The organism is Lactiplantibacillus paraplantarum, assembly GCF_003641145.1.
GTDB classification, from domain to species: Bacteria; Bacillota; Bacilli; order Lactobacillales; family Lactobacillaceae; genus Lactiplantibacillus; species Lactiplantibacillus paraplantarum.
Genome location: NZ_CP032744.1, coordinates 2,060,555 through 2,085,372, shown reverse-complemented (window position 1 = coordinate 2,085,372; position 24,818 = coordinate 2,060,555). Strand labels below are relative to the sequence as shown.

At 44.5% G+C, this 24,818-nt stretch carries 22 protein-coding genes, 1 other RNA gene and 1 other annotated feature; of the genes, 16 read left to right on the top strand and 7 right to left on the bottom strand.

The genetic code is table 11. The features are described 5' to 3' along the window. Nucleotides 1–4: 4 nt before the first annotated feature. Both LP667_RS10300 and LP667_RS10295 read left to right on the top strand, forming a co-directional pair. Entirely contained in the window at nucleotides 5–901 is an 897-nt protein-coding gene (locus LP667_RS10300) for a helix-turn-helix transcriptional regulator (protein WP_033609643.1), read from the top strand. 116 nt (nucleotides 902–1,017) lie between these two features. Beyond that, nucleotides 1,018–2,139 carry a serine hydrolase gene (locus tag LP667_RS10295; protein ID WP_056988390.1) on the top strand — a complete coding sequence of 374 codons (1,122 nt, stop codon included), beginning with the start codon at nucleotides 1,018–1,020 and terminating at the stop codon, nucleotides 2,137–2,139. A 118-nt stretch (nucleotides 2,140–2,257) separates the two neighbouring features. Here LP667_RS10295 and LP667_RS10290 read toward each other — a convergent pair whose 3' ends face one another. From LP667_RS10290 to LP667_RS10275, 4 genes are all read right to left on the bottom strand, one after another. After that, nucleotides 2,258–2,740, bottom strand: coding sequence for a universal stress protein (locus LP667_RS10290; RefSeq protein WP_021732576.1), 483 nt, complete (start codon nucleotides 2,738–2,740; stop codon nucleotides 2,258–2,260). Nucleotides 2,741–2,806: 66 nt separating this feature from the next. Then, complete coding sequence (locus LP667_RS10285) at nucleotides 2,807–3,091, bottom strand: hypothetical protein (protein ID WP_021732575.1); 285 nt, start codon at nucleotides 3,089–3,091, stop codon at nucleotides 2,807–2,809. A gap of 302 nt (nucleotides 3,092–3,393) precedes the next feature. Next, nucleotides 3,394–3,581, bottom strand: a non-coding RNA gene (gene ssrS / locus LP667_RS10280) — 6S RNA. 60 nt (nucleotides 3,582–3,641) lie between these two features. Continuing rightward, nucleotides 3,642–4,922 (bottom strand): replication-associated recombination protein A, encoded by a 1,281-nt coding sequence (locus LP667_RS10275; RefSeq protein WP_021732573.1) that lies wholly within the window; start codon nucleotides 4,920–4,922, stop codon nucleotides 3,642–3,644. Between the two features lie 109 nt (nucleotides 4,923–5,031). Here LP667_RS10275 and gshAB point away from each other — a divergent pair, with 109 nt between their 5' ends. The 3 genes from gshAB to LP667_RS10260 all read left to right on the top strand — a co-directional run bounded on the left by gshAB (nucleotide 5,032) and on the right by LP667_RS10260 (nucleotide 8,361). Continuing rightward, nucleotides 5,032–7,287: a bifunctional glutamate--cysteine ligase GshA/glutathione synthetase GshB gene (gshAB, locus tag LP667_RS10270; RefSeq protein WP_021732572.1), complete on the top strand. Its 2,256-nt coding sequence runs from the start codon at nucleotides 5,032–5,034 to the stop codon at nucleotides 7,285–7,287. Between the two features lie 169 nt (nucleotides 7,288–7,456). Next, a complete protein-coding gene (locus tag LP667_RS10265; protein WP_021732571.1) occupies nucleotides 7,457–7,732 on the top strand; it encodes an autorepressor SdpR family transcription factor in 276 nt (91 codons plus the stop codon). A 2-nt stretch (nucleotides 7,733–7,734) separates the two neighbouring features. Further along, nucleotides 7,735–8,361, top strand: a complete 627-nt coding sequence (locus LP667_RS10260; RefSeq protein ID WP_021732570.1) for a DUF1648 domain-containing protein — start codon at nucleotides 7,735–7,737, stop codon at nucleotides 8,359–8,361. Between the two features lie 280 nt (nucleotides 8,362–8,641). Here LP667_RS10260 and LP667_RS10255 read toward each other — a convergent pair whose 3' ends face one another. After that, nucleotides 8,642–9,106 (bottom strand): YueI family protein, encoded by a 465-nt coding sequence (locus LP667_RS10255; protein WP_021732569.1) that lies wholly within the window; start codon nucleotides 9,104–9,106, stop codon nucleotides 8,642–8,644. Between the two features lie 132 nt (nucleotides 9,107–9,238). On the opposite strand from LP667_RS10255, the gene LP667_RS10250 reads away from it, so the two are divergent. Further along, nucleotides 9,239–9,865 (top strand): DUF1054 domain-containing protein, encoded by a 627-nt coding sequence (locus LP667_RS10250; protein ID WP_021732568.1) that lies wholly within the window; start codon nucleotides 9,239–9,241, stop codon nucleotides 9,863–9,865. 56 nt (nucleotides 9,866–9,921) lie between these two features. Here the strand turns inward: LP667_RS10250 and rpsD are convergent, their stop codons facing one another. Further along, entirely contained in the window at nucleotides 9,922–10,530 is a 609-nt protein-coding gene (rpsD, locus tag LP667_RS10245) for a 30S ribosomal protein S4 (protein ID WP_021732567.1), read from the bottom strand. 201 nt (nucleotides 10,531–10,731) lie between these two features. Next, the gene (locus LP667_RS10240; RefSeq protein WP_056988391.1) at nucleotides 10,732–11,193 is read right to left on the bottom strand and encodes a GAF domain-containing protein; all 462 of its coding nucleotides are present in this window, start codon (nucleotides 11,191–11,193) and stop codon (nucleotides 10,732–10,734) included. A gap of 171 nt (nucleotides 11,194–11,364) precedes the next feature. Here LP667_RS10240 and ezrA point away from each other — a divergent pair, with 171 nt between their 5' ends. The 10 genes from ezrA (at nucleotide 11,365) to mreD (ending at nucleotide 24,807) form a co-directional block, all read left to right on the top strand. Then, nucleotides 11,365–13,086, top strand: coding sequence for a septation ring formation regulator EzrA (ezrA, locus tag LP667_RS10235; protein WP_056988392.1), 1,722 nt, complete (start codon nucleotides 11,365–11,367; stop codon nucleotides 13,084–13,086). 281 nt (nucleotides 13,087–13,367) lie between these two features. After that, nucleotides 13,368–14,522, top strand: coding sequence for a cysteine desulfurase family protein (locus tag LP667_RS10230; RefSeq protein ID WP_021732563.1), 1,155 nt, complete (start codon nucleotides 13,368–13,370; stop codon nucleotides 14,520–14,522). A 17-nt stretch (nucleotides 14,523–14,539) separates the two neighbouring features. Next, nucleotides 14,540–15,757, top strand: coding sequence for a tRNA uracil 4-sulfurtransferase ThiI (thiI, locus tag LP667_RS10225; protein ID WP_021732562.1), 1,218 nt, complete (start codon nucleotides 14,540–14,542; stop codon nucleotides 15,755–15,757). Between the two features lie 584 nt (nucleotides 15,758–16,341). Continuing rightward, on the top strand, nucleotides 16,342–16,836 hold the full coding sequence (gene tpx, locus LP667_RS10220; protein WP_003644643.1) for a thiol peroxidase: 495 nt from the start codon (nucleotides 16,342–16,344) through the stop codon (nucleotides 16,834–16,836). 37 nt (nucleotides 16,837–16,873) lie between these two features. After that, nucleotides 16,874–17,109, top strand: a binding site (T-box leader). 49 nt (nucleotides 17,110–17,158) lie between these two features. Next, nucleotides 17,159–19,828 carry a valine--tRNA ligase gene (locus LP667_RS10215; protein WP_021732561.1) on the top strand — a complete coding sequence of 890 codons (2,670 nt, stop codon included), beginning with the start codon at nucleotides 17,159–17,161 and terminating at the stop codon, nucleotides 19,826–19,828. A 175-nt stretch (nucleotides 19,829–20,003) separates the two neighbouring features. Further along, on the top strand, nucleotides 20,004–21,338 hold the full coding sequence (locus LP667_RS10210) for a bifunctional folylpolyglutamate synthase/dihydrofolate synthase (RefSeq protein WP_021732560.1): 1,335 nt from the start codon (nucleotides 20,004–20,006) through the stop codon (nucleotides 21,336–21,338). Between the two features lie 158 nt (nucleotides 21,339–21,496). Continuing rightward, on the top strand, nucleotides 21,497–22,132 hold the full coding sequence (locus LP667_RS10205) for a JAB domain-containing protein (RefSeq protein ID WP_021732559.1): 636 nt from the start codon (nucleotides 21,497–21,499) through the stop codon (nucleotides 22,130–22,132). A 224-nt stretch (nucleotides 22,133–22,356) separates the two neighbouring features. Next, the gene (locus LP667_RS10200) at nucleotides 22,357–23,361 is read left to right on the top strand and encodes a rod shape-determining protein (protein WP_003644642.1); all 1,005 of its coding nucleotides are present in this window, start codon (nucleotides 22,357–22,359) and stop codon (nucleotides 23,359–23,361) included. 70 nt (nucleotides 23,362–23,431) lie between these two features. Continuing rightward, on the top strand, nucleotides 23,432–24,277 hold the full coding sequence (gene mreC / locus LP667_RS10195) for a rod shape-determining protein MreC (RefSeq protein ID WP_021732558.1): 846 nt from the start codon (nucleotides 23,432–23,434) through the stop codon (nucleotides 24,275–24,277). Nucleotides 24,278–24,288: 11 nt separating this feature from the next. Next, a complete protein-coding gene (mreD, locus tag LP667_RS10190; RefSeq protein WP_021732557.1) occupies nucleotides 24,289–24,807 on the top strand; it encodes a rod shape-determining protein MreD in 519 nt (172 codons plus the stop codon). The last annotated feature ends 11 nt before the right edge of the window (nucleotides 24,808–24,818 follow it).

Genomic DNA, 24,818 nt, shown 5'->3' with positions numbered 1-24,818 from the left:
AAGCATGAGAATATTAGGAGAAAAGGTGCGGCAGTTCAGAAAACGGAAGGGCATGTCGCAAAAAGAACTGGCAGATGGTATTTGTACTCAGGCAACGATTAGTTTGATTGAGAAAAAAAGCAAGATCCCAAGTATGAAGATTATGATGAAAATTTGTAATCGATTAGGAATTCGTTTGTCAGAAGTTATCATTGAAAATGATGACCAGTTATATCGGACCTTTAAAAAAATTGATTTATTGATTCGACATATGCAACTGGAAGAAGCGCAAGACGTCTTCCAGCACATCCGGCCCAAACAGCTACGTAGTAATACCGACAAGAAACAGTATTACTACTATGAGGGCTATTTGCAGCTAGTTCTTAATGACAATGCTGACGAAGCTATTTTTAACTTTGGGATGTTGCTAAATCAGTTTGTTAAATCTAGTCATGATATGTTTGCCATCTTAGCAACGTTGGGGACTGGATTAGCTTATGAACGTAAACAGGCTTATGACAAGGCTGAGATCTTCGTCAAGCAGGCAGTTGCCACCTTACACACAATGGATGCGCAAGCAATGCCGATGGGTGACGATGATTATTTACAAAATGAAATCCTGATTTATGCCTCGGCTGCGCAACTTTATGCCAAAATCAACTTCCCCGAAGAAGCCTTGGAGCTAATTGATTTGGCACTTAAAAAGGCCCAGGAAAGTCAGTCACTTTATTTATTAGATCGGTTGTATGCGCAGAAAGCGGCCAATGAAGTTGTTTTAAATAATATTCAGTCAGCACATGACCATTACTATGTGGCATACGCGTTGAGTTTAGTCACGCACAACAGTAGTTTGACTGAAAAAATCACGAAAGAAATGGCCGAGTACCACATTGCACCGTTGCAAGTGGCTAACGAAGCTTAAATTGTGCAGTGGGACAGTTAGCGGTGAGTGGCCGCGCTTGATTTGGGTGTTCTCAACCTGATTGAGCACGGCACGCTGCTGACTGGCCCATTTTTATTACTGGGGGGAATGTTAAGATGAGTTGTCAAAATTGTGGTTATCAGAATGCACCGAACGTCCAATTTTGTTTGGAATGTGGTCAACGCTTAGACGTGTTGACTAAGCGTGCTGCAATCCAACCAAGTCGCGTGCAACGGCGACAATCACAATCACGACTAGCCATATTCTCAACCCGATTTAATCAGCAGTGGTTGCTTAGTGGGCTAGTTGCACTGTTACTGCTAATTGGTGGTGGCTATATCATTGGTCAGCTATTCTGGTCGTCCATGGCGCCAACCACTGCTAAGTCGGCGGCCAGTGGGACCACGTCTACAGCGCAACCTGTGGCGACTGGGAAGCCGCTGGCGACGTTTCCAACTAAGACGGTCTCCGAGCTTGTTGAGCAAACAATGCAAGACGTGGCCGGGCGAACTTCGATAGCAGTCATGCCGTTGACGGGCAGTCAGACTGTAATCGTTAATAATGGCGCACAGCGCGCTGGGAGTTTAATTACATTATTTATTTTAGTGACAGCCTATGATCAAGTTCATCAAAACAATTGGCAAATGCAGAATCGGTACACATTACGTGCTGAAGATAAGGTCGGTGGTACGGGAACGTTACATACTTTACCTGCTGGTAGTCAGCTGACTTACGCGGAGATCGCTAAGCGGATGATTACGGACAGCGATAATACCGCTGCTAATATTATGTTGGATCGAGTGGGCGGTGTGTCTGCAATCAACAGTGAAGTTGCTCAATTGGACTTAAAAGATACCACAATGGCACGTCGATTAATGGACACCGCGGCACTAAAAGCGGGTCGTGATAACTATACTTCAGTTCGGGATGTCGCAACGATACTGCAACGGCTGGCTAACTATCGGTTGATTTCTAAAAGGGTTGATCAAGCCATGTTAACGATTTTAAAGGCTAATACTGATCACAGCAAGTTAGTCAAAAATTTGCCAAAACGGGCAACGATTTACAATAAGACTGGAGATTATCAAGCGTATGGTGTTCAAAATGATGCGGCCATTGTCAAAAATCGGCAAGGCACCTTTATCATGACTGTGATGGCTGCTGATGGGGAACGTGAAGCACAAACGACGGCTTTGAATGATCTTGGTCAGAAACTCTACCGTGTCATTTTGGAATAATGAGCCAGTACTGACTAGGCTGGTTAAATAAGCAATACTAGAGAACAATATAAAAAGTCGAGCCAATGAAGTTTCATAACTTCATTGGCTCGACTTTGGTAGTCAGTGCATTAAAATATTACTTTTTCTTTGGTTTAGGTGCTGGCTTATTCTCTAAGTCAGTCCGGACAACCAGCACGTCGCAAACAGCCATTCGAGTGACGTATTCAGTGACCGAACCAATCAACAGACGTTCGACTGCGTTGAGGCCAGTAGCCCCAATCATAATTAAGTCAGTCCCCATGTCCTTAGGAACGTCACGAGCGATAATCGTCTTTGGTGCCCCATATTCGATGGAGTAATCAACGTTATCTAAGCCGTCCGCTTTAGCTTCGGCAACGTATTTATCTAGCGTCTTTTGAGCAGTATCCGTCACTTGTTCGACCATCGTCGTATCAAAACTAGAAATGTTTTGGAAAGCACGGGTATCAACCACGTGGACCATGTGAACTGAGGCGTTAGGGCCGTTCCGTTTCGCGACGGCAACCGCCTTTTTAAATGCTAATTCTGCTTCATAAGAACCATCAACAGGAACTAAAATGTGTTGGTATTGTTGTAACATCATTCTCACCCCTCATTACTTTATAACTATATTGTAAAGGTTTTCGCAATAAATAAAAAGCGTTTTCTATGAGATTTGCATAAAACTCACTAAAATTAGTGCAATTGCCATCATGATGAGCGAGCCACTTGCTAACACGATGGCAATTAGCATTGTTGCTTGGATAAAGATGGTCACGAGACAAGCAATGGTGACTAGTAACATTAAACCGCCGCCATAACGAGCCACATGTTTGATGGTGGGCGCTTTGTTGGGATCAAAAAAGAGAAACGGTCGCGATTGGTGGGTCAGTAGGTAGTAACTGAGCCATCCCGCAATGAGTGTGTAAACGACAAGCAGTAGTGTAATCAAAATAAACCTCCAAAAGGTGATGTTGGTATTATTTTAGTCGATTCTGGAAGAGAAGACAAATTCAATGCCAGCAATAATATTAACAACTAGTACGGAGACTTTAAATGCGCTAAATTCAGCGTAAGCTTGCCTAGTTAGTATAGCTTAAGATGTACGCCTGTTGATAGATCGTGAACCAACCGTTGGGCACCTTCAAATAATGACTCATTAACGGATCCAACAAACTGTGGCTGTTGGTTGGCGGTAATTTCACGCAACAAAAAAGGCCAGGAACAAGTCCTGACCAACGGAAGTAAACTTCCGGAAAAACTAGTGGTGCCGTTAATCGCCCTTCAGTATTGACCCGCTTTAAGGCAGGTGGGACGTTCTGACTAATTCGCTAACTACCAAAGGATAAGGCATGTTATGGAATTAGCTAACGGACATCCCAAAGTAGTATTAATTGTTCGGCAACACTTTGTTTAGAGCAATGCGCACACCTTAGTAATTTCGACTCTTAGTCTAGCATATAAAAATAAAAGTTGCAATTATAAGCACAACCGAGGTGTTGTTAACGGTTTCGCGCATTTGCTTTTAATAATTTTTCGTATTGTTGAGCAAGCGCCGTTTCGTAGCGCCCATTTGTTTTGGGCTCATAATACTTGGCCGATTTGATGGCATCTGGTAAATATTGTTGAGCAACCCAGTCGCCCGGATGGTCGTGCGGAAAATCATAGCCGACACCGTGCCCGAGTTTGGCAGCGCCCTGATAATGGGCGTCTTTTAAATCGGCTGGAATGTCACCGAAATGCCCGTTACGAACCGTTGTGAGGGCGGCATCAACGGCACTGATTCCTGAATCTGACTTTGGTGACAAGGCTAATTCAATCACGGCATCAGCTAACGGAATTCGTGCTTCTGGAAAGCCAAGTTGATCGGCGGCCTGAACAGCGGCAACCGTGTGGGCACAAGCTGCTGGGTTTGCTAAGCCGATATCTTCATAAGCAATCACCATCAGTCGACGCATAATACTCTTTAAATCGCCAGCTTCGACTAATCGTGCCAAATAGTGCAGAGCGGCGTTGGCATCGGAACCACGAATGGACTTTTGAAATGCCGAAATCACGTCATAATGGGCATCGCCATCTTTGTCGGCAGACAGGGCCTTTTTCTGCAAACATTCTTCAATCGTTTGTTGTGAAATGGTGATGGTGCCATCGTCGGCGGGGGTTGATGACAGTACAGCCAACTCTAAACCATTGAGGGCACTTCGTAAATCGCCATTAGTTGCCGTGCAAAGATGGTGCAAGGCGGCGGGCGCTAAGTCAACTCGGTAACGACCAAGACCGTTTGTTTCATCAGCAAGGGCCCGTTCAACAGCGTGCTGAATATCCTCAGCTGTTAGTGGAAAGACTTGAAAGATCTGAGTTCTGCTCCTGATGGCTGGGTTAATACTAATATATGGGTTTTCGGTGGTGGCACCAATTAAAATGATGCGGCCACTCTCTAGGTGGGGTAATAGAAAATCCTGTTTGGTTTTATCCAACCGGTGGATTTCATCCAGTAACAGAATAACCGTCCCACTCATTTTGGCTTCTTCAGCGACGATTTGAAGCTGCTTTTTGCTATCAGTGGCGGCATTCAACATGCGAAAAGCGTATTTGGTCGAACCAGCGATGGCACTGGCAATGCTGGTCTTGCCAGTACCCGGTGGCCCATATAAAATCATTGATGATAGACGTTTGGCCTTGACCATTCGTGCGATGATCTTGCCCGGACCAACCAGTTGCTGCTGGCCAACAACGTCTTCCAATGTTTTTGGCCGCATCCGATAAGCTAAAGGTTGTTGCATCGTTTGAAATCCCTCCTTGCAAAACTAGTCCCAACTATTATAGCATTTACAATGAAGGACACCGAATAATCAGTTTAGCAGTCAAAATAATTACAAAGGATTGATCATTATGGAATTAGATGCCGTTGGTAAGGCAATTGTACAGTATCAGTTAGTCCCACTCGTTCATCAGGCTAATTTAGGACTCGAGGTGACCATGCACCGGGTGGACAGTCATGGCTGCTTAGCCGCAACACGTCATCCTCACGCGTTGGGCTCAGCACAACAAAATCAGCAACTGCGCCCTGGCTTTTCAGCGAGTGCTTTAAAATTTAGTACGCCGGTTCGTCGTGATATTCCAGCATTAATGGCTTATCTGAATGGGTTGAATACAGCGGCACGCCGAACGCTCGGTGAGGGAGAGCAATTATGGCCATTATCGAGTACGCCAGTATTGCCGACTGATTTGGCAACAATCCCATTAGCTGATGTTGATCAGGTCGGCTATCAACGTCGCCGGGATTTAGCACGTAAGTATGATATACAGAAGTTAATGACTACTGGAAGTCATGTGAACCTCAGCTTGAATGAAACTTTATTTACTCGGTTATACACCGAAACGTTTCATCAGCAGTATCACAGTTACGTCGATTTTCGCAATGCAGTCTATCTAAAAGTTGCTCAAGGATTGGTTCGAATGAATTGGCTGATTCAGTATTTGTTTGGCGCCTCGCCATCCCTCGCCGTTACTGATACGACTAGTCGGCATCAGCGTAGCAGTGTTCAACATCCCGATGGTCGTTACAGTCAAGTGACAGGCGATTACACATCGATTGATCGTTATGTAGCTAAGTTAACTGCGGCAGTGCGCGATAAACAGCTCTTATCAGTCAGCGACTTTGATGGGCCAGTTCGTTTCCGGAGCAACGGTCAGTTAGCCACGATGACCCGTCAAGGCGTTTATTATCTCGAATACCGGGGATTAGATCTCGACCCGACTAGCCCAGTTGGAGTGGATGCTAACGCGGTGGCATTCCTTCGTTTGCTAGCGAGTTACTTTGTGATGATGCCGGCACTTCCAGTCAAGATGGTGCCACAGGTCAACGTACAAGCTGAGCAGTTGACCCAACAAGTATTGGCTGAAAATCCGACAACGGCTAGTGCTCAAGCCGTACCAGCGGCCCAAGTCTTAGAGGCACTTGCTGATTTTGTTAAGGCTTATAACTTACCGAATGAAGATGCGGTCTTACTCAAACAGTTGAAGAAGCGGGTCACAGACCCCAAGACGACGTTGAGCGCACAAATCGCCATGCAAGCTGATCCGTTGGCATGGGCACTCAAACAGGCTACGCGTTACCAGAATGCTATCAATGAACGGCCCTTTGAACTTGCTGGTTTTACCACGTTAGATTTATCGAGTCAGCAATTAGTCCAGCAAGCACTGACGCGTGGTGTGCGGGTAGACGTTGTTGACGCGCCCGCTAACATTTTAAGATTAACCAAGTTAGGGCGTTCGCAGCTAGTGGTCAACGGTAGTGGGACAGATTTAAATCCACAGGCGCTAACGACCGTATTGACTAATAAGGCAGCCGCCAAACAAGTCTTAGCTGAGCATGGCGTTCAGGTACCAGCTTCGCAAACATATCATACGGCGAATCAATTGATTGCTGATTATGATCGGTATGTTCAAGCGGGTGGGATTGTATTAAAGGCGGCGGATGAGTCGCATAAAGTGGCCGTTTTTCGGATAATGCCAGAACGAGAATTATTTGAACAGGTTGTCCGGCAGTTATTTGAGCAAACTCCCGCGGTGATGGCAGAAGAAGTGGTGGTTGCATCAAGTTACCGTTTTCTGGTTATTGATGGTCGGGTACAAGCGATTGTTGAACGAATTCCCGCTAATATTGTTGGCGATGGGCGTTCAACGGTCAAGACTTTATTAGATCGTAAGAATGGTCGCGCATTGCGGGGAACTGCCTTTAAGTGGCCCCAATCAGCGCTACAGTTAGGGACAGTCGAGCGTTATCGCTTGGACTCGTATCATCTGACATTAGATTCAGTCGTCAGTCGTGGCACGCAGATCTTATTACGAGAAGATGCCACCTTTGGTAATGGTGCTGATGTGCTGGATGCGACCGATGACATGCATCAGTCCTATGTACAAGCAGTTGAAAAACTGGTGGCGGATTTACATCTATCGATAGCCGGGGTCGACGTGATGATTCCTAATCTTTACGCAGAACTAGTGCCGGAGCATCCTGAAATGGCAGTATACTTAGGTATTCATGCGGCACCGTACTTGTATCCGCACTTGTTCCCAATGTTTGGCACTGCCCAACCAGTGGCGGGGCAGTTGTTGGATGCGTTGTTTGGAAATGAAGATTGAGAATTAAAAAGCTGGTCTCTTGACCGGCTTTTTTGATTCTCAATCTTCATACGAACTGGTTAGAATATATCTATTTCGAGCTTTATCTAAATACTTCTTGTGAGAATTTTCAAGGGCTGTTATAATCTATTTAGAAACATATCGAAATAGTTTTTGGGAGGCACGATCTATGGCATTGAATACGACTTTCAAAGCAATTGCCGATCCTGTCAGACGTCAGATCCTAGAAGAACTACGTCAAGATCGGCAATCAGCTGGCGAGATTGCGGCACATTTTAAGCTAAGCCACGCAACGGTTTCTTATCACCTTAAGCTTTTGAAGGAGGCAGGCTTAGTCACCGTCACTAAGGAGAAAAACTATTTGTATTATGAGTTAAACGCTAGCGTATTCGAGGAAATGTTGACGTGGCTGTATCGTTTCAGTCCAAAGCAGGGGGATGAATAAGGATGATGAAAAGAAATCTGCAGTTGTGGCTGAGTTACATTGTCATTTTATTACCAATAGGCTATGGTATCGTGAACTATACGGCGTTACCCGCTAAAATGGCGATTCATTTTAATTTAGATAATCAACCCAATGGAATGGCCGCCAAATCACTGGTGGTCTTTGGATTTCCGGTAATGATGATGGTGTTTCAGCTCATCTGCGTGGGAGTCACGCGTCTTAATGCGAACCATAAGGGGCCAGCACCGCGCTTTGAACGGATGATTATTTGGATCGTACCCGTGCTTTCAGGCGTGATCTATACAACGACGATCAGTTATGGGTTAGGCCACCAGTTAGATATCTGGCGCATTGCCATTAGTTTAATTGCGTTTATCTTTATGGCCATTGGCAACTACTTGCCGACGATCAGTGCAAACCAGTATGCCCAGCTACATCGAGGTGGTCAAGCAATTCGGCCAATGATTTGGCGACGTGTTCGTTATTGGTTAGGCTATACGCTAGTTGGTGGTGGGATATTGTTACTACTGAGTATCGCCACAACGCCATGGATATCGGTCAGTCTTATGGGCATTATTGTTGTAGCTTTGTTCATAACCAGTCTTTATGGAACTTTGGTGCATAGTTAAACGCGGTCAAATGTAAAATATTCTGGGACGAAACTGAGCACGATTCTTCTATCAATTTAAGGAACGGTACTTTTATAGCATGTACGTTAGCGATATTTCGGAGGGGCAAGTTGGGAGATCAGTTTGTTTCTCAGGAACGAAGAATAACGAGAAACAAACGACCACTAATTCTTCAATGATATTTTATCATTAAAGAATTAGTGGTCGTTTGTTTGTATCTTTTGGGTGCGTGTTAGCACATGCAGGTTTGTTCCGTTCTCTTCAGTGTCATAAACAACATTTAAAGTAACTTTTTGAATTTATCTAGCAAACCGGGCGCTTTATCGGCCTTCGGTGTTGCTGGTGATGTCTGGGATGGATAACGTTGTGCAATGTCAATAACGTCTTGGTTAATGGCAGTTGCAGCGGTAAATACCAGTGCATAATTGTCATCGGCAGTTCGGTAGATATCGTCTGTTTTAATGGTGAATTTAATATTGGCTTGACTAGCGGCCTTAATGTACGGCCCAATCAGTTCCTGTTCTAAATTACCATTAATATACAGCTGGTCATCGGGATGCGCTGCAAATGCTTGGTTGAGCGCGTCAACATAACTAGCCTGTTTGACTTGGGCAACAGTTATGGCGACTTCGACGCGTTCACGAAACGTGCCAAGATACTTTCGCTGCTCATCGGGATGCAGCTTTGGCGTCCCGTGCATGGCCGTTTCGATACGGTCGACCGGTTGTTTATCTGTTTCAGCCATTGTCTAACATCCTTTCCTAGATAGTAATTATCATTGTAGCATGTTCTAGCAATAATAGCGAAAGAGGGGGGGCTAGCGTTGTGATGGTGAATGCGGTATGGTTAATGCAAATTGGTTTTGGGGATGATAAGCGTGTTTACAAATCAAGACTTTGAAATTTTTAATGATCAAACGTTGGCGGGACGCATGCGTTTGATTAAAACAGTGATTGATCCTAAGTTCGAGCAGCTCGCACCAACGATTATTACGAGTTTACAAACTCCTGGGAAGCCGGCCTTTTATGCGCATGTTGCCAAACACTTGCGCCGATTTAAAAACCCACCGGTAGATACTTGGGTCGCGTTTAGCCAAAATAAACGTAGTTATAAGGCTTGGCCGCATTTTGAATTAGGGCTATGGCCTGACCGCTTGTTTATCTATTTTGATATTTTAGATGAATGTAAGCCAGCCGTGCAGGCGCGCATGCGACTCACAGACCTGGCGCCATTGCTGACAGCCTTACCGGCAGACTATGTTATTAGTAATAATCATGGCGTACCGTCCACACAACCCGCGACACCGGCGCATATTATGCAGGCCATTCAGAAGTTTGACCAGTATAAGCACAGCGAATTGGTCGTGGGGCGCGCAGTCTTAGCTGGCGATCCGTTATTTGAAGATGCTGATATGTTGAACAGATTGATCATAACAACGTTCAAACAATTGTTGCCAATTTACCAGCCGGTCATGGCCGCCGTGAGTGCCGAGCGTGAGCCTTAAACTTAACTGAGACACAAAAAACCGCCGCAAATGCGACGGTTTTTCAATACCGGAAATTAAAGTTTGTTGTAGTATTCAACGATTAATGATTCGTCGATATCTGCTTCAAGTTCTTCACGTTCTGGTAAACGAGTCAATGAGCCTTCCAGCTTATCAGCATCGAATTGAACGAAGTTAGGACGTGCAACAACGGCTTCAACAGCGCCGGTGATAACAGCCAACTTCTTGGACTTTTCACGAACTGAGACAACTTGGCCAACACTAACTTCGTATGAAGGAATGTCAACGCGCTTGCCATCAACAGTGATGTGACCATGGTTTACTAATTGACGCGCTTGACGACGAGTCGTAGCTAAGCCTAAACGGTAAACCATGTTATCCAAACGACGTTCGAGTAAGATCATGAAGTTAACACCATGCTTACCTTCGCGAATCTTACCAGCTTTAAGGAATAAGTTAGCGAATTGACGTTCAGTTAAACCGTACATCATCCGTAACTTTTGCTTTTCACGTAATTGTGTACCGTATTCAGATAACTTACCACGACGACCTTGGCCATGATCACCAGGAGCGTAAGGGCGGCGAGCTAATTCTTTACCAGTACCTGAAAGGGACATTCCCAAACGACGGGAAATTTTCCAACTTGGACCTGTATAACGAGACATAAAATGTTTCCTCCAATAATTTTAGTTGGAGTAAAATAATCCGATGTAAGTTCGATATTCGTTCAGATTGGACTGCAGGTTTCACCATTGCAGCCGCAGGTTACTAACTGACCAAAATATTGGCACCAATCTGTTGACGAGCTTACCCACTCACTGCTGCATTATTTTACACAAAGAGTAGCATACCACGTTTAATGATGATTAGTCAATATGAGACGTTAAGATAGCCCCAAACTCAGTTAATTCGGCTTCGTTATCGGCATTGAATCGGTCTAACGATGGAGAATCCACGTCGAGAACGCCGATTTGGTGCCCATTCTTGGTAATTGGGACGACGATTTCAGAATTACTAGCACTGTCACAGGCAATGTGACCAGGAAATTGATGGACATCAGCCACCCGTTGATTTGTCTGCGTTTCAAAAGCAGTCCCGACCACACCGGCACCGACTTTAATGTGCATGCACGCGACTTTACCTTGAAAGGGCCCTAAATCCAGTTCACCAGTTTGCTCGTTGAATAAGTAAAAGCCGGCCCAGTTGAGGTCAGTATACGTACTGTTGAGGAGGGCGCTCGCGTTAGCTAAGTTCGCGACCAGGTTGGTTTCTTGAAAAAGCAGGGCGTCTAGTTGTTGGTTCATAAGTGATGTTTCCGTGGTAGCCATGTAAAAATCCTCCTTGAATGTTAACAAATTGTTACTGTCCGTTAGTTACGTCTATGTTATAATTTAAGATAGATTTTAATTGGATTTTCAGAAAAAAGCAAGGTTACGGTTCTCAGCAGGGTGAGGCGCAACGCAATTAAAACGGAATAAAATAATGTAAGGGGTATTCGTATGCAAGTAGCAATCGGCATTGTTGTGGTTGCGATTGTCATCTACGCGGCGGTCAAAGGCTTTCAATTGTATATTGATAAGCAGGTTCGACAATTGACGACCCGGCAACAAGCGTTAAGTAAGCAATCGCAAACCACGGATTTCGAAAAAATTGAACAACTCGGACTAACAGGCGGTTCGTTAGCGAAGTTGGAAGCGTTGCAGAGCGCTGGTCAAGAAGTGGCAAATGACCAGTTACCCGCCGTTAGTGAGCAGTTGGCGGCCATTACCACGCAAGCCCGGGGCGTTCGTTTCTTAGATGCGCAACAAAACTTGAAAAAAGTAGCGGCCACATTGGATACGATCGAACAGCGGCAAGCAGAAATTCGTCAAGGGTTGCAGGCATTAGATGATGCGGATGCAGCCCATCGGCAAGCAGTGGCTAGTTTAGAAAAGAAATATCAGAATTTGCGGAAAACATTACTATCACAAAACTTTTCATTTGGTCCGAGCATCGATAAACTAGAGGATCAGTTAGCAAATTTGGAAAGTGATTTTGATCACTTCTCTGAATTAGCCAAGGCCGGTGATCACGATGCGGCTGAAAAGGTCCTTGATCAGTTGCATCATGATACCGGAGCCCTTGAAATGGACATAGATCGGATTCCGCCAATTTATAAGGACTTGGTGAGTGGCTTTCCTGATCAATTAGCTGAACTTGCTAGTGGTTATCAACAATTAACGGCCCAGCATTTTCACTTTGAAATTGATTCAATTGAGCCGGAAATTAAGGCGTTAAAGCAAGCAATTGAGGATAACACAGCGTTACTTGGTGAATTGAAAGTAACGGATGCTGAAAACGGCAATCATGCGATTGAAAAGCGCATTGATCATTTGTATGATGTGATGCAAGCGGAAATCGATGCTAAGGCCATTGTTGATCAGCGACAAGCAGAGATTAGTAAGTTTTTGACGCACGCTATGAATCAGAATCATCACTTACAAATCGAGTTGGATCGGTTAGCTCAAAGCTATACATTAAATAATGGCGAAGTCGAACGGACGCGTGAACTAAATGAACAATTAAAGACGATTGAATCTGTTTATCAGGCGGACACAACGGCCATTACTAGTAAGCAAGCCATTTTTAGTGAGATTGCGGCCCACTTTGCGGAACAAGATGAGCAACTGAAGGGAATTGAAGAAGAGCAGGTTGCGATTAATAAAGGAGTTGCGAGTTTAACTGCTGAGGAATCCAAAGCACATGAAACGTTGCAACGGTTCGACTTCGAAATTCATGCGATCAAGCGGCAAGTTGAAAACTTAAACTTGCCCGGTTTGCCGAAAGACTACTTGGACTATTTCAAAGTTGTGGCTAAGGAGATTGAACGGCTCAATCATGATATTAATAAACTCGTGATTAACATGGACGATATCACGAAGCAGTTGATTGTGATTCAGGCGGACATGGCGACTTTGAAAGAAAAGACCAACGATTTAACGGATGCTGCCGTCATGGCGGAACAACTTCTGCAATACGCTAATCGTTATAAAACGAACCATGAAGAGGTGCAAGCTGCGAGTGTGGAGGCCCAACGGTTATTCACAGAAACGCATGACTATGCCCGGAGTTTAGAAGTAATTGCAACGGCGGTCGATAAAGTTGATCCGGGGTCTTATAAACGGATTGAAGACAGCTACTATGCTAATAAGCAAGCTGATAAGGGCACTGACAAGGCTTAGTAAAGTGTTCGTTTGATTTTAGTGGGTTGAAAAAACAGCTGGTGGTGATTGTTAGATAACAACTACCAGCTGTTTTTTGATGGCCACTAACAAGCTAGGGACTGTTTGCCAGCTAAGCTGGGCAGGTAAGTCAAAACTAACTAAATTGGCGACCACCAGTCAGTTAATCTTAGTTTTGGAACAAAAGCTCTTGTTTCACTAGTAATATTTGGTATAATTGCAAAGAATTCTTATCGAAAGTAAGTGCAAAGCACACTTTCTTGGAAAGAGAAGGCGTAGTAATGATTTATTTTGACAATAGTGCGACGACGCAAGCTGCTCCCGCCGTACTTGAGACGTATACAACGGTTTCCCAGAAAATCTGGGGTAATCCGTCTAGTTTGCATAATTTTGGTGAAACGGCCTTTCATTTGTTGGAACAATCACGGCAGCAAATTGCTGATTTATTAGGTGTGCAGGGCCACGAAATATTCTTCACATCTGGTGGGACGGAAGGCGACAACTGGGTCTTGAAAGGGACCGCGATTGAAAAGCGGGCCTTTGGGAAACATCTGATCACCACGGCGGTAGAGCATCCTGCTATTCATAATTCGATGGAACAATTAAAAGAACTCGGTTATGAAGTGACTTATCTACCCGTCGATCAGGAAGGCCGCATCAACGTGGCGGACTTGAAAGCGGCAATTCGACCTGACACGATTTTAGTGTCAACGATGGCGGTCAATAACGAAATTGGTACGATTCAACCCCTACTTGAGGTGGCTGAACTACTGAAACAATACCCGAAGATTCATTATCACATTGATGCGGTTCAAGGTATTGGCAAGGGAATTCAGAACATGATCATGAATGACCGGGTTGATTTCGTGACTTTTTCCGGCCACAAGTTTCATGCGACGCGTGGTGTTGGCTTTATTTATGCTCGCAATGGTCGGAAGCTAGCACCATTAATGAATGGTGGCGGCCAGGAAAGTAACTGGCGTTCTGGAACTGAAAACTTACCAGCAATTGCCGGCATGGCAAAGGCCCTGCGGCTGTTACTCACGGATGAAGCGGATAAGGTGGCACGTGAACGGGCCATCAAGCAGCGAATCTACGAGCACATTAAGTCATTGCCGAAAGTGACCATCTTTAGCCAACCAACAGCTGGTTTTGCACCCCACATTTTATGTTTCACAATCAATGGCGTGCGGGGTGAAACCATCGTTCACGCATTTGAAGACCAAGGTATTTATATCTCAACGACGAGTGCTTGTTCATCGAAGAAACACTTAGCTTCTAGTACGCTAATGGCGATGCATGTGCAAGAAAACATTGCGACGAGTGCTGTGCGGGTGAGTCTTGATGAGCATAATACGTTGGCAGAAGCTGATCAGTTTATTAAAGTCTTTGATCAGCTTTACCAAAAATTCTCTAAAATTAATGCAGACGCATAACGGAAAGGAACTTGTTCATGCAGTACACTGAAATTATGGTGCGTTATGGTGAACTATCGACCAAGGGTAAAAACCGGCGGAACTTTATTGATAGTTTGGGCCGTAACGTACGCAAAGCGTTGCACGACTTTCCAGAACTAAAGGTTCACGCGAACCGTGACCGGATGCACATCATGTTAAATGGTGAGGATGCCGATAAGGTCATGGGACGTTTGAAGTTAGTTTTTGGAATTCAGAACTTTTCACCAAGTATTCGCGTTGATGCCGAGATGGATGCCGTTTATGAAACGGCGATCGCGATGGTCAAGGCTCAGTTTGAACCGGGCATGACTTTCAAAATCAATACACGGCGTTCTGACCATCATTTTGAATACGATACAAATCAGATCAATGATATGGTCGGGGGTCAGATCTTAGACCACGTTGACGGGATTCAAGTTAAGATGAAAAATCCGGACATTGTGTTGCGGGTCGAGGTTCGATTAAACGGTATTTTCTTATCATCAGAAACGATTCAGGGCGCCGGTGGATTGCCCGTCGGCACAGCCGGCAAGGGTATGCTGATGCTTTCTGGTGGGATTGATTCACCAGTTGCCGGCTACCTTGGCATGAAGCGTGGTGTGGACATGGAAATGGTCCATTTCTTCAGTCCACCATACACGAGTGAACAGGCGTTAGCGAAGGCTAAGCAGTTAGCGTCAACGCTAGCGAGTTATTCGGGTAGTGTGAAATTTATTCAGATTCCATTCACTGAGATTCAAGAAGAAATTAAAGAAAAAGTGCCTGAAGGTTATCTGATGACCGTTCAACGGCGCCTGATGATGCGTTTGATGGACGCTATCACGCGTCAACGGCATGGTAAGGCGATCTTTAATGGTGAATCATTAGGGCAAGTGGCCTCACAGACGATGGATAGTATGATTGCCATCAATGATGTGACCACCTTACCCGTCTTGCGTCCAGTGATTTCCATGGATAAGACGGAAATTATCAAAATTGCCGAAGATATCGATACCTATGATTTGTCGATCATGCCATTTGAAGATTGTTGTACGATTTTTGCACCGCCAGCACCAAAGACGCACCCCAAGCTAGACCGTTCACGGTCCTACGAAGAACGGATTGATGTCGAAGGCTTGATGGAACGAGCTTTAGCCGGCGTTAAAACGACTGAGATCAAACCAGGCGAAAATTATTTAAATGCCCAAGAAGATGTTTTTGCTGAACTACTATAGGTCAAAGATCAATTAAATCAGTAATACCCAAAACGAGTATGCCGTGATAAGGGCTGCTCGTTTTTTGGACGACTCAAAGCCGACTTGTTATTAAAGCAAGTGCTTGCTATTGACAACATCAGCTTGTCGTGTAAAGTCAAGCTGAATTGTGGGCCATGATTAGCCAATCGACTGTGTGCCTTTGGTGACGATAAATTCAGTTTGAATCGAATACTGGCATTCAGTTGACGGTAAATTAAGCTTTCAGTACTAAAATGTGGCCAAACGATTGGATGTTCAAAATAAAGCCCGGTACTAAACCCGCAATGACTACTGATACCGAGGTAAGTGGTTGTTTATTAGTTATTCGAGTGGCTGACTGAAACGTATTCAATGACACTGAGATCTGTCTTGATTGCGCCAGCATACTCAGCCAACTTAATGGCCTGTTTTAAGCATGATTAATCCTAAATAATTAGTGTGGTGCTCAAAATGATAATTTGTGAGACGATTATTTGCGCGATAACTGAAATTGCGTTAAATTTAAGCTATACTAGTTCTATCACAATATTAGAAAACCATTAGTTATCGAAGGGGTGTTTTACGTGCAAGTATTATTTCATGATCAAGCGTTAGACTTAGTCGGTGAACCGTTGCAAGATGGTGACCAATTACCGAAGTTCAAAGTATTTACCACCCATGATGAGAAAATTAAGACCAAAGACTTATTGGGCAAACCAGTCTTATTAAGTGTGATGCCAGATATTGATACGCGCGTTTGTTCTATTCAAACGAAGAAGTTCAATCAACAGGCTGACAAGTACCCCCATGTTCAATTCTTAGCCATTTCCAATAACGCGGTTGCGGATCAAGCTGGCTGGTGTGCTAAGGAAGGTGTTAAGAACTTAACGGTGGCTTCTGACGAAGAATTATCTTTTGGTTACGCAACGAATCTTTACTTGCCCAATAATGGTACTTTGACGCGAGCGATTTACGTTGCTGATGCGGCCGGTAAAATCGTTTATCATGAAATCGTGCCAGATGTTAGTCATGAACCAAATTATGTGGCGGCCCTCGATGCTTTAAAACAATTCGAATAAGGATTGACGGCACTCAGGAAATTCATTACAATAGTGACAACTAGCAATGAGCAAGAGAGTAGCGGTAATTAACGTCAACAGAGAGAGCGTGATGAGTGGGACACGCTTGGCGGTTTAGCGTGAAGGTAACTTGCGAGCTGCTATTCTGAACTGTTTTAGTAGGAATAGCCGGACGGGATACACCGTTCGTTAACAACGATGTTTAAGTTGTAAAGCAATCACTTGTGATGGCTTTAAAATTAGGTGGTACCGCGAAGTCTATTCGTCCTAGTCTAATAGGATGAGTGGACTTTTTTAGTGCCAAGAGAAAGGATGTGCCCCAATGTCAGAAGAACCAACGACTGATATGCCAACTAAGTATGATCCGACCGCCGTGGAAGCGGGCCGTTATCAGACTTGGTTAGACCAAGATTTATTTAAGCCTTCGGGCGACAAGCAAGCTAAACCATATTCAATTGTGATTCCACCGCCAAATGTTACGGGTAAGTTGCATTTAGGCCATGCCTGGGATACCACATTACAAGATATTATTATTCGTCAAAAACGGATGCAAGGCTTTGACACCTTATGGTTACCAGGGATGGACCATGCCGGAATCGCCACGCAGGCGAAGGTTGAAGCCAAACTGCGCGAACAAGGGATCAGCCGTTATGATCTTGGCCGTGAGAAGTTTATTCAACAAGTTTGGGATTGGAAAGACGAATACGCGTCAATTATCAAGCAACAGTGGGCCAAGATGGGACTGTCATTAGACTATTCTCGTGAACGGTTCACCATGGATGATGGTCTTTCCGATGCGGTTAAGAAAGTCTTCGTTGATCTTTACAACAAGGGCTTGATTTATCGTGGTGAATATATCATCAACTGGGATCCTCAAGCACGGACGGCCTTGTCTGATATTGAAGTGATTCATAAGGATGATAAGGGTGCGTTCTACCACGTCAAGTACCCATTTGCTGACAAAGACTATACTTTCAATGGTAAGCATTACATTGAAATTGCCACGACCCGTCCTGAAACCATGATGGGCGATACCGCCGTTGCGGTTAATCCGAGTGATGACCGTTATAAGGAATTGGTTGGCAAAAAAGTCATCTTGCCATTAGCCGAACGTGAAATTCCAATTATTGCCGATGCGTACGTTGATCCAGAGTTTGGAACTGGGATGGTGAAGATCACGCCCGCCCATGATCCGAATGACTTTAAAGTCGGCAATCGGCATGACTTGAAGCGGATTAACACCATGAATGACGATGCCTCAATGAATGCCAACGCGGGTAAGTATGAAGGTATGGACCGGTTTGAAGCCCGTAAAGCGATGGTCAAGGATTTGGAAGACCAAGATTTGATGATTAACATCGACCCAATTGTGCATAGTGTTGGGCATTCAGAACGGACTGGCGTTCAGGTTGAAGCGCGCCTGTCAACACAATGGTTTGTTAAGATGAAGCCACTTGCTGAGCAAGCGTTGAAGAATCAAAAGACTGATAATAAGGTAGAATTTGTGCCTGATCGGTTTGAGGACACATTCAATCAATGGATGGATAATGTTCATGATTGGGTTATTTCACGGCAACTCTGGTGGGGACATCGGATTCCGGCCTGGTATAATAAGACGACCGGTGAAACGTATGTCGGTGTTGATGGGCCAAAAGATCCAGAAAACTGGGAACAGGATCCAGACGTGTTGGACACTTGGTTCTCAAGTGCACTCTGGCCATTTTCAACGATGGGCTGGCCAAACACTGATGCGGAAGACTTTAAGCGTTACTTCCCAACGGATACGCTGGTTACCGGCTATGATATTATCTTCTTCTGGGTATCACGGATGATGTTCCAGAGTTTGGAATTTACTGGCAAACGACCATTTAAGCACGTACTCTTACACGGTTTAATCCGTGATGAACAAGGTCGTAAGATGAGTAAGTCGCTCGGTAACGGGATCGATCCAATGGATGTGATTGAAAAGTATGGGGCCGATGCGTTACGCTGGTTCCTATCCAACGGCTCGACGGCTGGACAAGACGTGCGGTTTAGTTACACGAAGATGGATGCTGCCTGGAACTTCATTAACAAGATTTGGAACGCCAGTCGTTACGTTATCATGAATCTGGGTACCATGGCCAAACCGGAATTACCAGCTGCCAGTGACTGGACGTTAGCGGACAAGTGGATCTTAAGTCGCTTGAATGCAACGGTCAAACAAGTGACGACCACCTTTGATAAGTTTGACTTTGGTGAAGCTGGTCGGGCCCTATATAACTTTATCTGGAACGATTTCTGTGACTGGTATATTGAAATGAGTAAGGAAGTCTTGACCGGTGATGATGCGCAAGCTAAGGCTAATACCCAAAATGTGTTAGCGTATGTCTTGGATCAAATCTTACGGTTATTGCACCCAATTATGCCATTTGTGACCGAAAAGATTTGGTTATCGATGCCACACGTTGGTGAATCCTTAGTGGTGGCCGCTTATCCCGTTGACCATCCAGAATTTGATGATGAGACGGCTGAAAGTGATATGGCTTCACTTATTGAATTAATTACGGCCGTTCGGAGCATTCGAGCAGAAGCTAACGCGAAGATGTTATCAGCGGTTGACCTATTAATTAAGACGGACAACACCCGGTTACAAGCCGTTTTCAAAGCTAATGAAGATTATATTCAACGGTTTGCCCACCCGAAGACACTCTCAATTGGCGCTGACGTGGCTGCACCGAAGCTGGCGATGACGCAAGTGATCAGTGATGCGGAAGTTTACATTCCGTTAGCTGAACTGGTTGACCTCGACGAAGAAGTCAAAAAACTTGAAAAAGAACAAGCTAAATTTGAGAGCGAAGTCGCACGGGCGACGAAGAAGTTAGGTAATGAACGCTTTGTTGCCAATGCCCCTGAAGATGTCGTTAATAGTGAAAAAGAAAAGTTAGCGGATAATCAAACCAAGCTAGTAGCCTTGAAACAACGCTTAGTTGATATTAAGGCGCAAGCTTAATTCATAATAAAAGTTAACTGAAATGTTTGTTACTGGTAAAATGGTAATCGTCCCTGTTCTCGGGATGGTTACCATTTTATTGTTAATTTTTAAATATAAAGGCTCATTAGTCAGATAGATGATGAGCGACTAGTTAAATGATGATTAAAGCTGATTTATAGGAAGGAAGACCAACATGATTGAGACTTATTCGGCAGCGCTGGCATTTATTCACGGCCGAACGCAATTTAAAAAGGCCCCGACGCTCAGTCGGATGCGCCAATTCTTACACGAGTTAGGCGATCCACAGTTAAAAGTAACCGGAATCCACGTGGCCGGGACCAATGGTAAGGGCTCAACAGTTGCTAATTTGCGCGAATTGTTCATGGCGGATGGGTTAACGGTGGGAACCTTTACGTCACCATTTATTGTGCGCTTCAATGAACGGATTAGTGTTGATGGGATCCCGATTAGCGATGAAGAACTAGTCAGCTTGGTACAACGGATTCAACCGGTCGTTACTAAGCTTGACGCAACATTGCCAAGTGGGGGACCGACAGAATTTGAAATTATAACGGCGATGATGTTCCTGTACTTTGCGTCACAGCCCATTGATATTGCCATTGTTGAAGTCGGTTTGGGTGGTCTGTATGATTCTACCAATGTCTGGACACCCGTAGTTAGTGTGGTTACGACAATTGGTTATGATCACATGCAGATTTTAGGTCATACGTTGACGGCCATTGCAACTCAAAAAGCAGGAATTATAAAAACGCAGGTGCCAGTAGTCGTCGGTAAGCTACCCGCTGAGGCGCAGGCAGTGATGGTTACAACGGCGAAGAAGCAACAAGCGCCGTTGCAGACGTTGGGAGTGGACTTTAGAACCAAATTATTACCGCCTCAAGGTTGGCAAGAACGGTTTAACTTTGACGGTTTAGACGAACATTTTAAGGACCTGACCACACCACTGCTTGGAGATTATCAAGTTGATAATGCGGCAGTAGCCATCGCGGCTTATTTGACTTATCATCAACGGGTCCAGGTCCCCGTGGTAGTCCGTGACGTCAAAACAGCTTTGGCTAAGACGCGATGGCCCGGTCGCTTTGAGCGATTGAATCAGGAGCCACTGATTATGATCGATGGCGCCCATAATGAGCCGGCGATAACGGAACTCGCGACCACCCTGAGTGAGCGTTTTGGGCAACAAACTGTTTATGTCATCTTTGCGGTTCTAGCGGATAAACAACATCGGCAAATGATACAGACGTTAGGAGCGCTACCTAATGTCCGCTTACGGTTGACTCAATTTGAAGGCCCTAATGCCAAGCGTCAAGCCACTGACCCCGCAATGTTGGCCGATGAAATGCCAGGTGGACGGACGGCTGAAATTTTTGATCATTGGCAGACGGCACTGATGCAGACGTTGCAAGAAATGTCGAGTGAGGATGCGCTGCTACTGACAGGTTCGTTGTATTTTATTAGTGAGGTGCGGGCCTACTTTAAAGATAATGATGATCAGACTACCGACTAAGCTGTATCGTGACTAGTGTTTGAACAGAAGCAAGTCTGACATAGTAAGGAAAAGTTCTCATGGACCGATAGTGACGTTAATAAAATGTCATAAAAATAGCGGGGAAAAATGGTTACCGCGACAGTTTGCGAAACTACTAGTTAGAAGGGGTGGTTTCAATGACGGTTATTAGTGAAGAACAATTACCAACAATCCAAGTTCGTGAATTAGTGCGGGCCTACTTTACAACATTCTTACCAAGGGATGCGGTCAGTGCTGCTACGCAAGCCTTTGAGCGTGAGTATCCACTCGAAGACGCTGTGGAGTGGTTACACGAATCATCAGAAAATCCGTTGTGGCATGGTCTGATCATTGCACTTCGCTGTGGTCAGTTATTACCGCGACCGAGTCGTTTGATTTTAGGTCAAGTTTATGGAAGCGAGCAGTTGGGAGCTGTGTTAGCCCGAGATTTTGCTAACTTAGAACAGGAGCAGTTACAATTATTATGTCTAGATACTAAAAATCAAATTATCAAGCGGCAAGTTATCTTTCAAGGGACTCTTAATAGTTGTCCAGCGCAGCCACGGGAAATTATTAAGGTGGCGCTGACAACGTTGACAGCCCGCATCGTGATTGCACACAACCATCCGAGTGGGGATGTGACGCCGTCGAAAAAAGACGTTGAATTTACAAAGCGGCTACAACTAGCTTGTGAAGTCGTCGGGTTACCACTTCTGGACAGCTTCATTATCGGTGTAACCGATTACTTCAGCTTTGCCGAACAGGGGTTGTTAAATTGTAATACGGATTCGTAATAGAATGTGGTAAAATAACGGGGTTAGGACCGATAATTTATTCGGCCTGATCGCGTTTTTTGTTAAATTTTATCTAAGTTAAATAGTGGGACTGTATTTTTCATTAATTTACGGTATGCTAGGATTCAGGCAATGCTTTTTTAATGCAGTGCGACTATGCTATAATACTTACTATTATGACTAAATAAAAAATTAAATTTGTTAATGATGAAGGGATGAATGTAGTGTTCGGATTTGGGACAAAAAATATCGGGATCGATCTCGGTACTGCCAACACAATTGTGTACGTTGACGGCAAGGGCATCGTATTACGGGAACCGTCCGTAGTTGCGAAGAACACGAAGACTGGCGAAATTGTATCAGTCGGTTCTGAAGCACGGGATATGATTGGGAGAACACCAGCAAGTATTGTGGCAATTCGACCAATGAAAGATGGGGTCATTGCGGACTACGATACGACCGTTGCGATGATGAAATACTTTATTCAAAAGACACTTGGCCGTTCTAACGGTAAGCCATACGTGATGGTCTGTGTACCAAGTGGTGTGACGGAAGTTGAAAAGCGTGCTGTCATCGATGCTACGCGGGTAGCCGGTGCCCGGGATGCGTACGTCATTGAAGAACCATTTGCTGCTGCAATTGGCGCTGGGTTACCAGTCATGGATCCAACGGGTAGCATGGTGGTTGATATTGGTGGTGGAACGACGGATGTTGCCACGATTTCATTAGGTGGCATCGTATCAAGCCGTTCAATTCGAATGGCCGGTGATAAAATTGACGACTCAATTATTTATCATGTTCGGCAGAAGTTTAACCTTTTGATCGGTGAACGCACAGCTGAACAACTCAAAATTGACTGTGGCTCTGCTTCCTTAGAAGCTGCTGAGGACTTAGAAGGCTCAACGATTCGTGGGCGTGACCTCTTATCTGGTTTACCAAAAACGGTTGAGATTTCATCTGTAGATGTTTCGGAAGCCATTCAAGAAGTCGTCTCCGAGATTATTTCAGCTATTAAAGAAACCCTCGAAGAAACTTCTCCAGAAATTGCCTCTGACGTAATTGACCACGGGATTGTTTTGACCGGTGGTGGTGCCTTATTGAAGAATCTTTCTGAAGTGATTGCAGATGAAACCAAAGTACCAGTTTTCATCGCGAACGAACCCCTCGACTGTGTTGCCGTTGGGACGGGTGAATCACTCAAGAGCATCGACGTTATGAAAAAGCGATAACAGGTGAGCGGGAAGACGTCTTCCCGCTTATTTATTGTTAAATCATTGAATTTTCGACCGGGGGTTCATTATGCAAAAGTTTTTTTCTAACCGAAAACTAGTGATTGCGATCGTCGTGTTCATTATTAGTTTCGGCTTGATGAGTGTCTCAGTAGCCATTCGTGATAAAAAATCGACACCACCGTTAATCCAACAATTTGGTAACGATGTGGCCGGTGCGGTTGACCGGGTGATTGCTTGGCCAGTCAATGGCTTACAAAGTGCGACCAACTCAGTTTCTGATTTGCTGAACACCTATCAAGAAAATCAGAAATTGAAGAAGCAAGTTGACCAATTAGCGCAAGCCAAAGTTAGTGCGCAGACGACACGTGCGGAAAACAAGCAATTACGTCAGCAATTGAAATTAAATAATTCGTTATCCGATTACACGACGGTGACTGCCAATGTCTTGACACGGACGCCTTCTTCTTGGATGAATCAACTCGTGATTTCAAAAGGTGCGACGGCCGGTGTGAAGAAGAATATGCCAGTAATGTCGCAAAAGGGCTTGATTGGCCGGGTCGTGGAAGTTAACCAAACGAATTCTAAAGTTGAATTGATTTCAAATACCAGTTCGTCTTCGAACAAGTTTGCCATTCAAATCACCAATAGTGCTGGTAAAACGGTTAACGGAATTATTTCAGGCTATGATAAGAGTAGTAATCTCTTAGAGATGGGTTCCGTGACGTCCAATGTTAAAATTAAAAAGGGCGATAAGGTTGTGACTAGTGGGTTAGGTGGTAATACACCAAAGGGCCTGTATGTCGGAACGGTTGCCAGTGTTAAGCAAGATGATTATGGACTGGCATCTGAAGTCGAGATCACACCCGCAGCGGACCTCAGCGATTTGACAGTTGTGACGGTTGCTGAGCAATAGGAGGTGCAACGGTGCGTTACTCAAGATTAAAGATTATTTTTCCAATTGGGTTATTTGTTGCACTCTTTTTAGATGGATCAATTTCAAACGTTTTTGCTAGTAAACTATTTAGTTATCCATATGCCAGTGTCATACACTTAGTCTTATTGTGGATCGTATTTGCTGTCTTTTTGGATGATCGTGATAATCTATCGGTTGGAATTTGGTCGGCATTCGTGGGCTTGGTATTTGACTGGTATTATACTGGAATTTTGGGTGTTTACATGATTGGTTTACCGCTAGTGGTTTATTTATGTCGGCAAATCAAACCATGGTTGGATTTGAATTTTTTGACGTTACTAATGATTTATATTATTAATTTGACCATTTTAGAAGCATTTACGTACATTTGGTATACCATGAGTCACGTGATTTCAAGTGGCTTAGCGGACTTTGCCGTGTACACGCTAGGACCGACAATTGCGGTCAACCTAGCAATCTTTGTCATATTATATTATCCAATGCGTCGGTTATATCTGAGTGTTAATTAGTCGGCAGAAAG

What these genes read in the sequence shown, in the direction of transcription:
- LP667_RS10300 (WP_033609643.1), top strand. Translation starts at nt 5, where the DNA reads ATGAGAATATTAGGAGAAAAGGTGCGGCAGTTCAGAAAACGGAAGGGC.
- LP667_RS10295 (WP_056988390.1), top strand. Translation starts at nt 1,018, where the DNA reads ATGAGTTGTCAAAATTGTGGTTATCAGAATGCACCGAACGTCCAATTT.
- LP667_RS10290 (WP_021732576.1), bottom strand. Translation starts at nt 2,740, where the DNA reads ATGTTACAACAATACCAACACATTTTAGTTCCTGTTGATGGTTCTTAT.
- LP667_RS10275 (WP_021732573.1), bottom strand. Translation starts at nt 4,922, where the DNA reads ATGCAACAACCTTTAGCTTATCGGATGCGGCCAAAAACATTGGAAGAC.
- gshAB (WP_021732572.1), top strand. Translation starts at nt 5,032, where the DNA reads ATGGAATTAGATGCCGTTGGTAAGGCAATTGTACAGTATCAGTTAGTC.
- LP667_RS10265 (WP_021732571.1), top strand. Translation starts at nt 7,457, where the DNA reads ATGGCATTGAATACGACTTTCAAAGCAATTGCCGATCCTGTCAGACGT.
- LP667_RS10260 (WP_021732570.1), top strand. Translation starts at nt 7,735, where the DNA reads ATGATGAAAAGAAATCTGCAGTTGTGGCTGAGTTACATTGTCATTTTA.
- LP667_RS10255 (WP_021732569.1), bottom strand. Translation starts at nt 9,106, where the DNA reads ATGGCTGAAACAGATAAACAACCGGTCGACCGTATCGAAACGGCCATG.
- rpsD (WP_021732567.1), bottom strand. Translation starts at nt 10,530, where the DNA reads ATGTCTCGTTATACAGGTCCAAGTTGGAAAATTTCCCGTCGTTTGGGA.
- LP667_RS10240 (WP_056988391.1), bottom strand. Translation starts at nt 11,193, where the DNA reads ATGGCTACCACGGAAACATCACTTATGAACCAACAACTAGACGCCCTG.
- ezrA (WP_056988392.1), top strand. Translation starts at nt 11,365, where the DNA reads ATGCAAGTAGCAATCGGCATTGTTGTGGTTGCGATTGTCATCTACGCG.
- LP667_RS10230 (WP_021732563.1), top strand. Translation starts at nt 13,368, where the DNA reads ATGATTTATTTTGACAATAGTGCGACGACGCAAGCTGCTCCCGCCGTA.
- thiI (WP_021732562.1), top strand. Translation starts at nt 14,540, where the DNA reads ATGCAGTACACTGAAATTATGGTGCGTTATGGTGAACTATCGACCAAG.
- LP667_RS10215 (WP_021732561.1), top strand. Translation starts at nt 17,159, where the DNA reads ATGTCAGAAGAACCAACGACTGATATGCCAACTAAGTATGATCCGACC.
- LP667_RS10210 (WP_021732560.1), top strand. Translation starts at nt 20,004, where the DNA reads ATGATTGAGACTTATTCGGCAGCGCTGGCATTTATTCACGGCCGAACG.
- LP667_RS10205 (WP_021732559.1), top strand. Translation starts at nt 21,497, where the DNA reads ATGACGGTTATTAGTGAAGAACAATTACCAACAATCCAAGTTCGTGAA.
- mreC (WP_021732558.1), top strand. Translation starts at nt 23,432, where the DNA reads ATGCAAAAGTTTTTTTCTAACCGAAAACTAGTGATTGCGATCGTCGTG.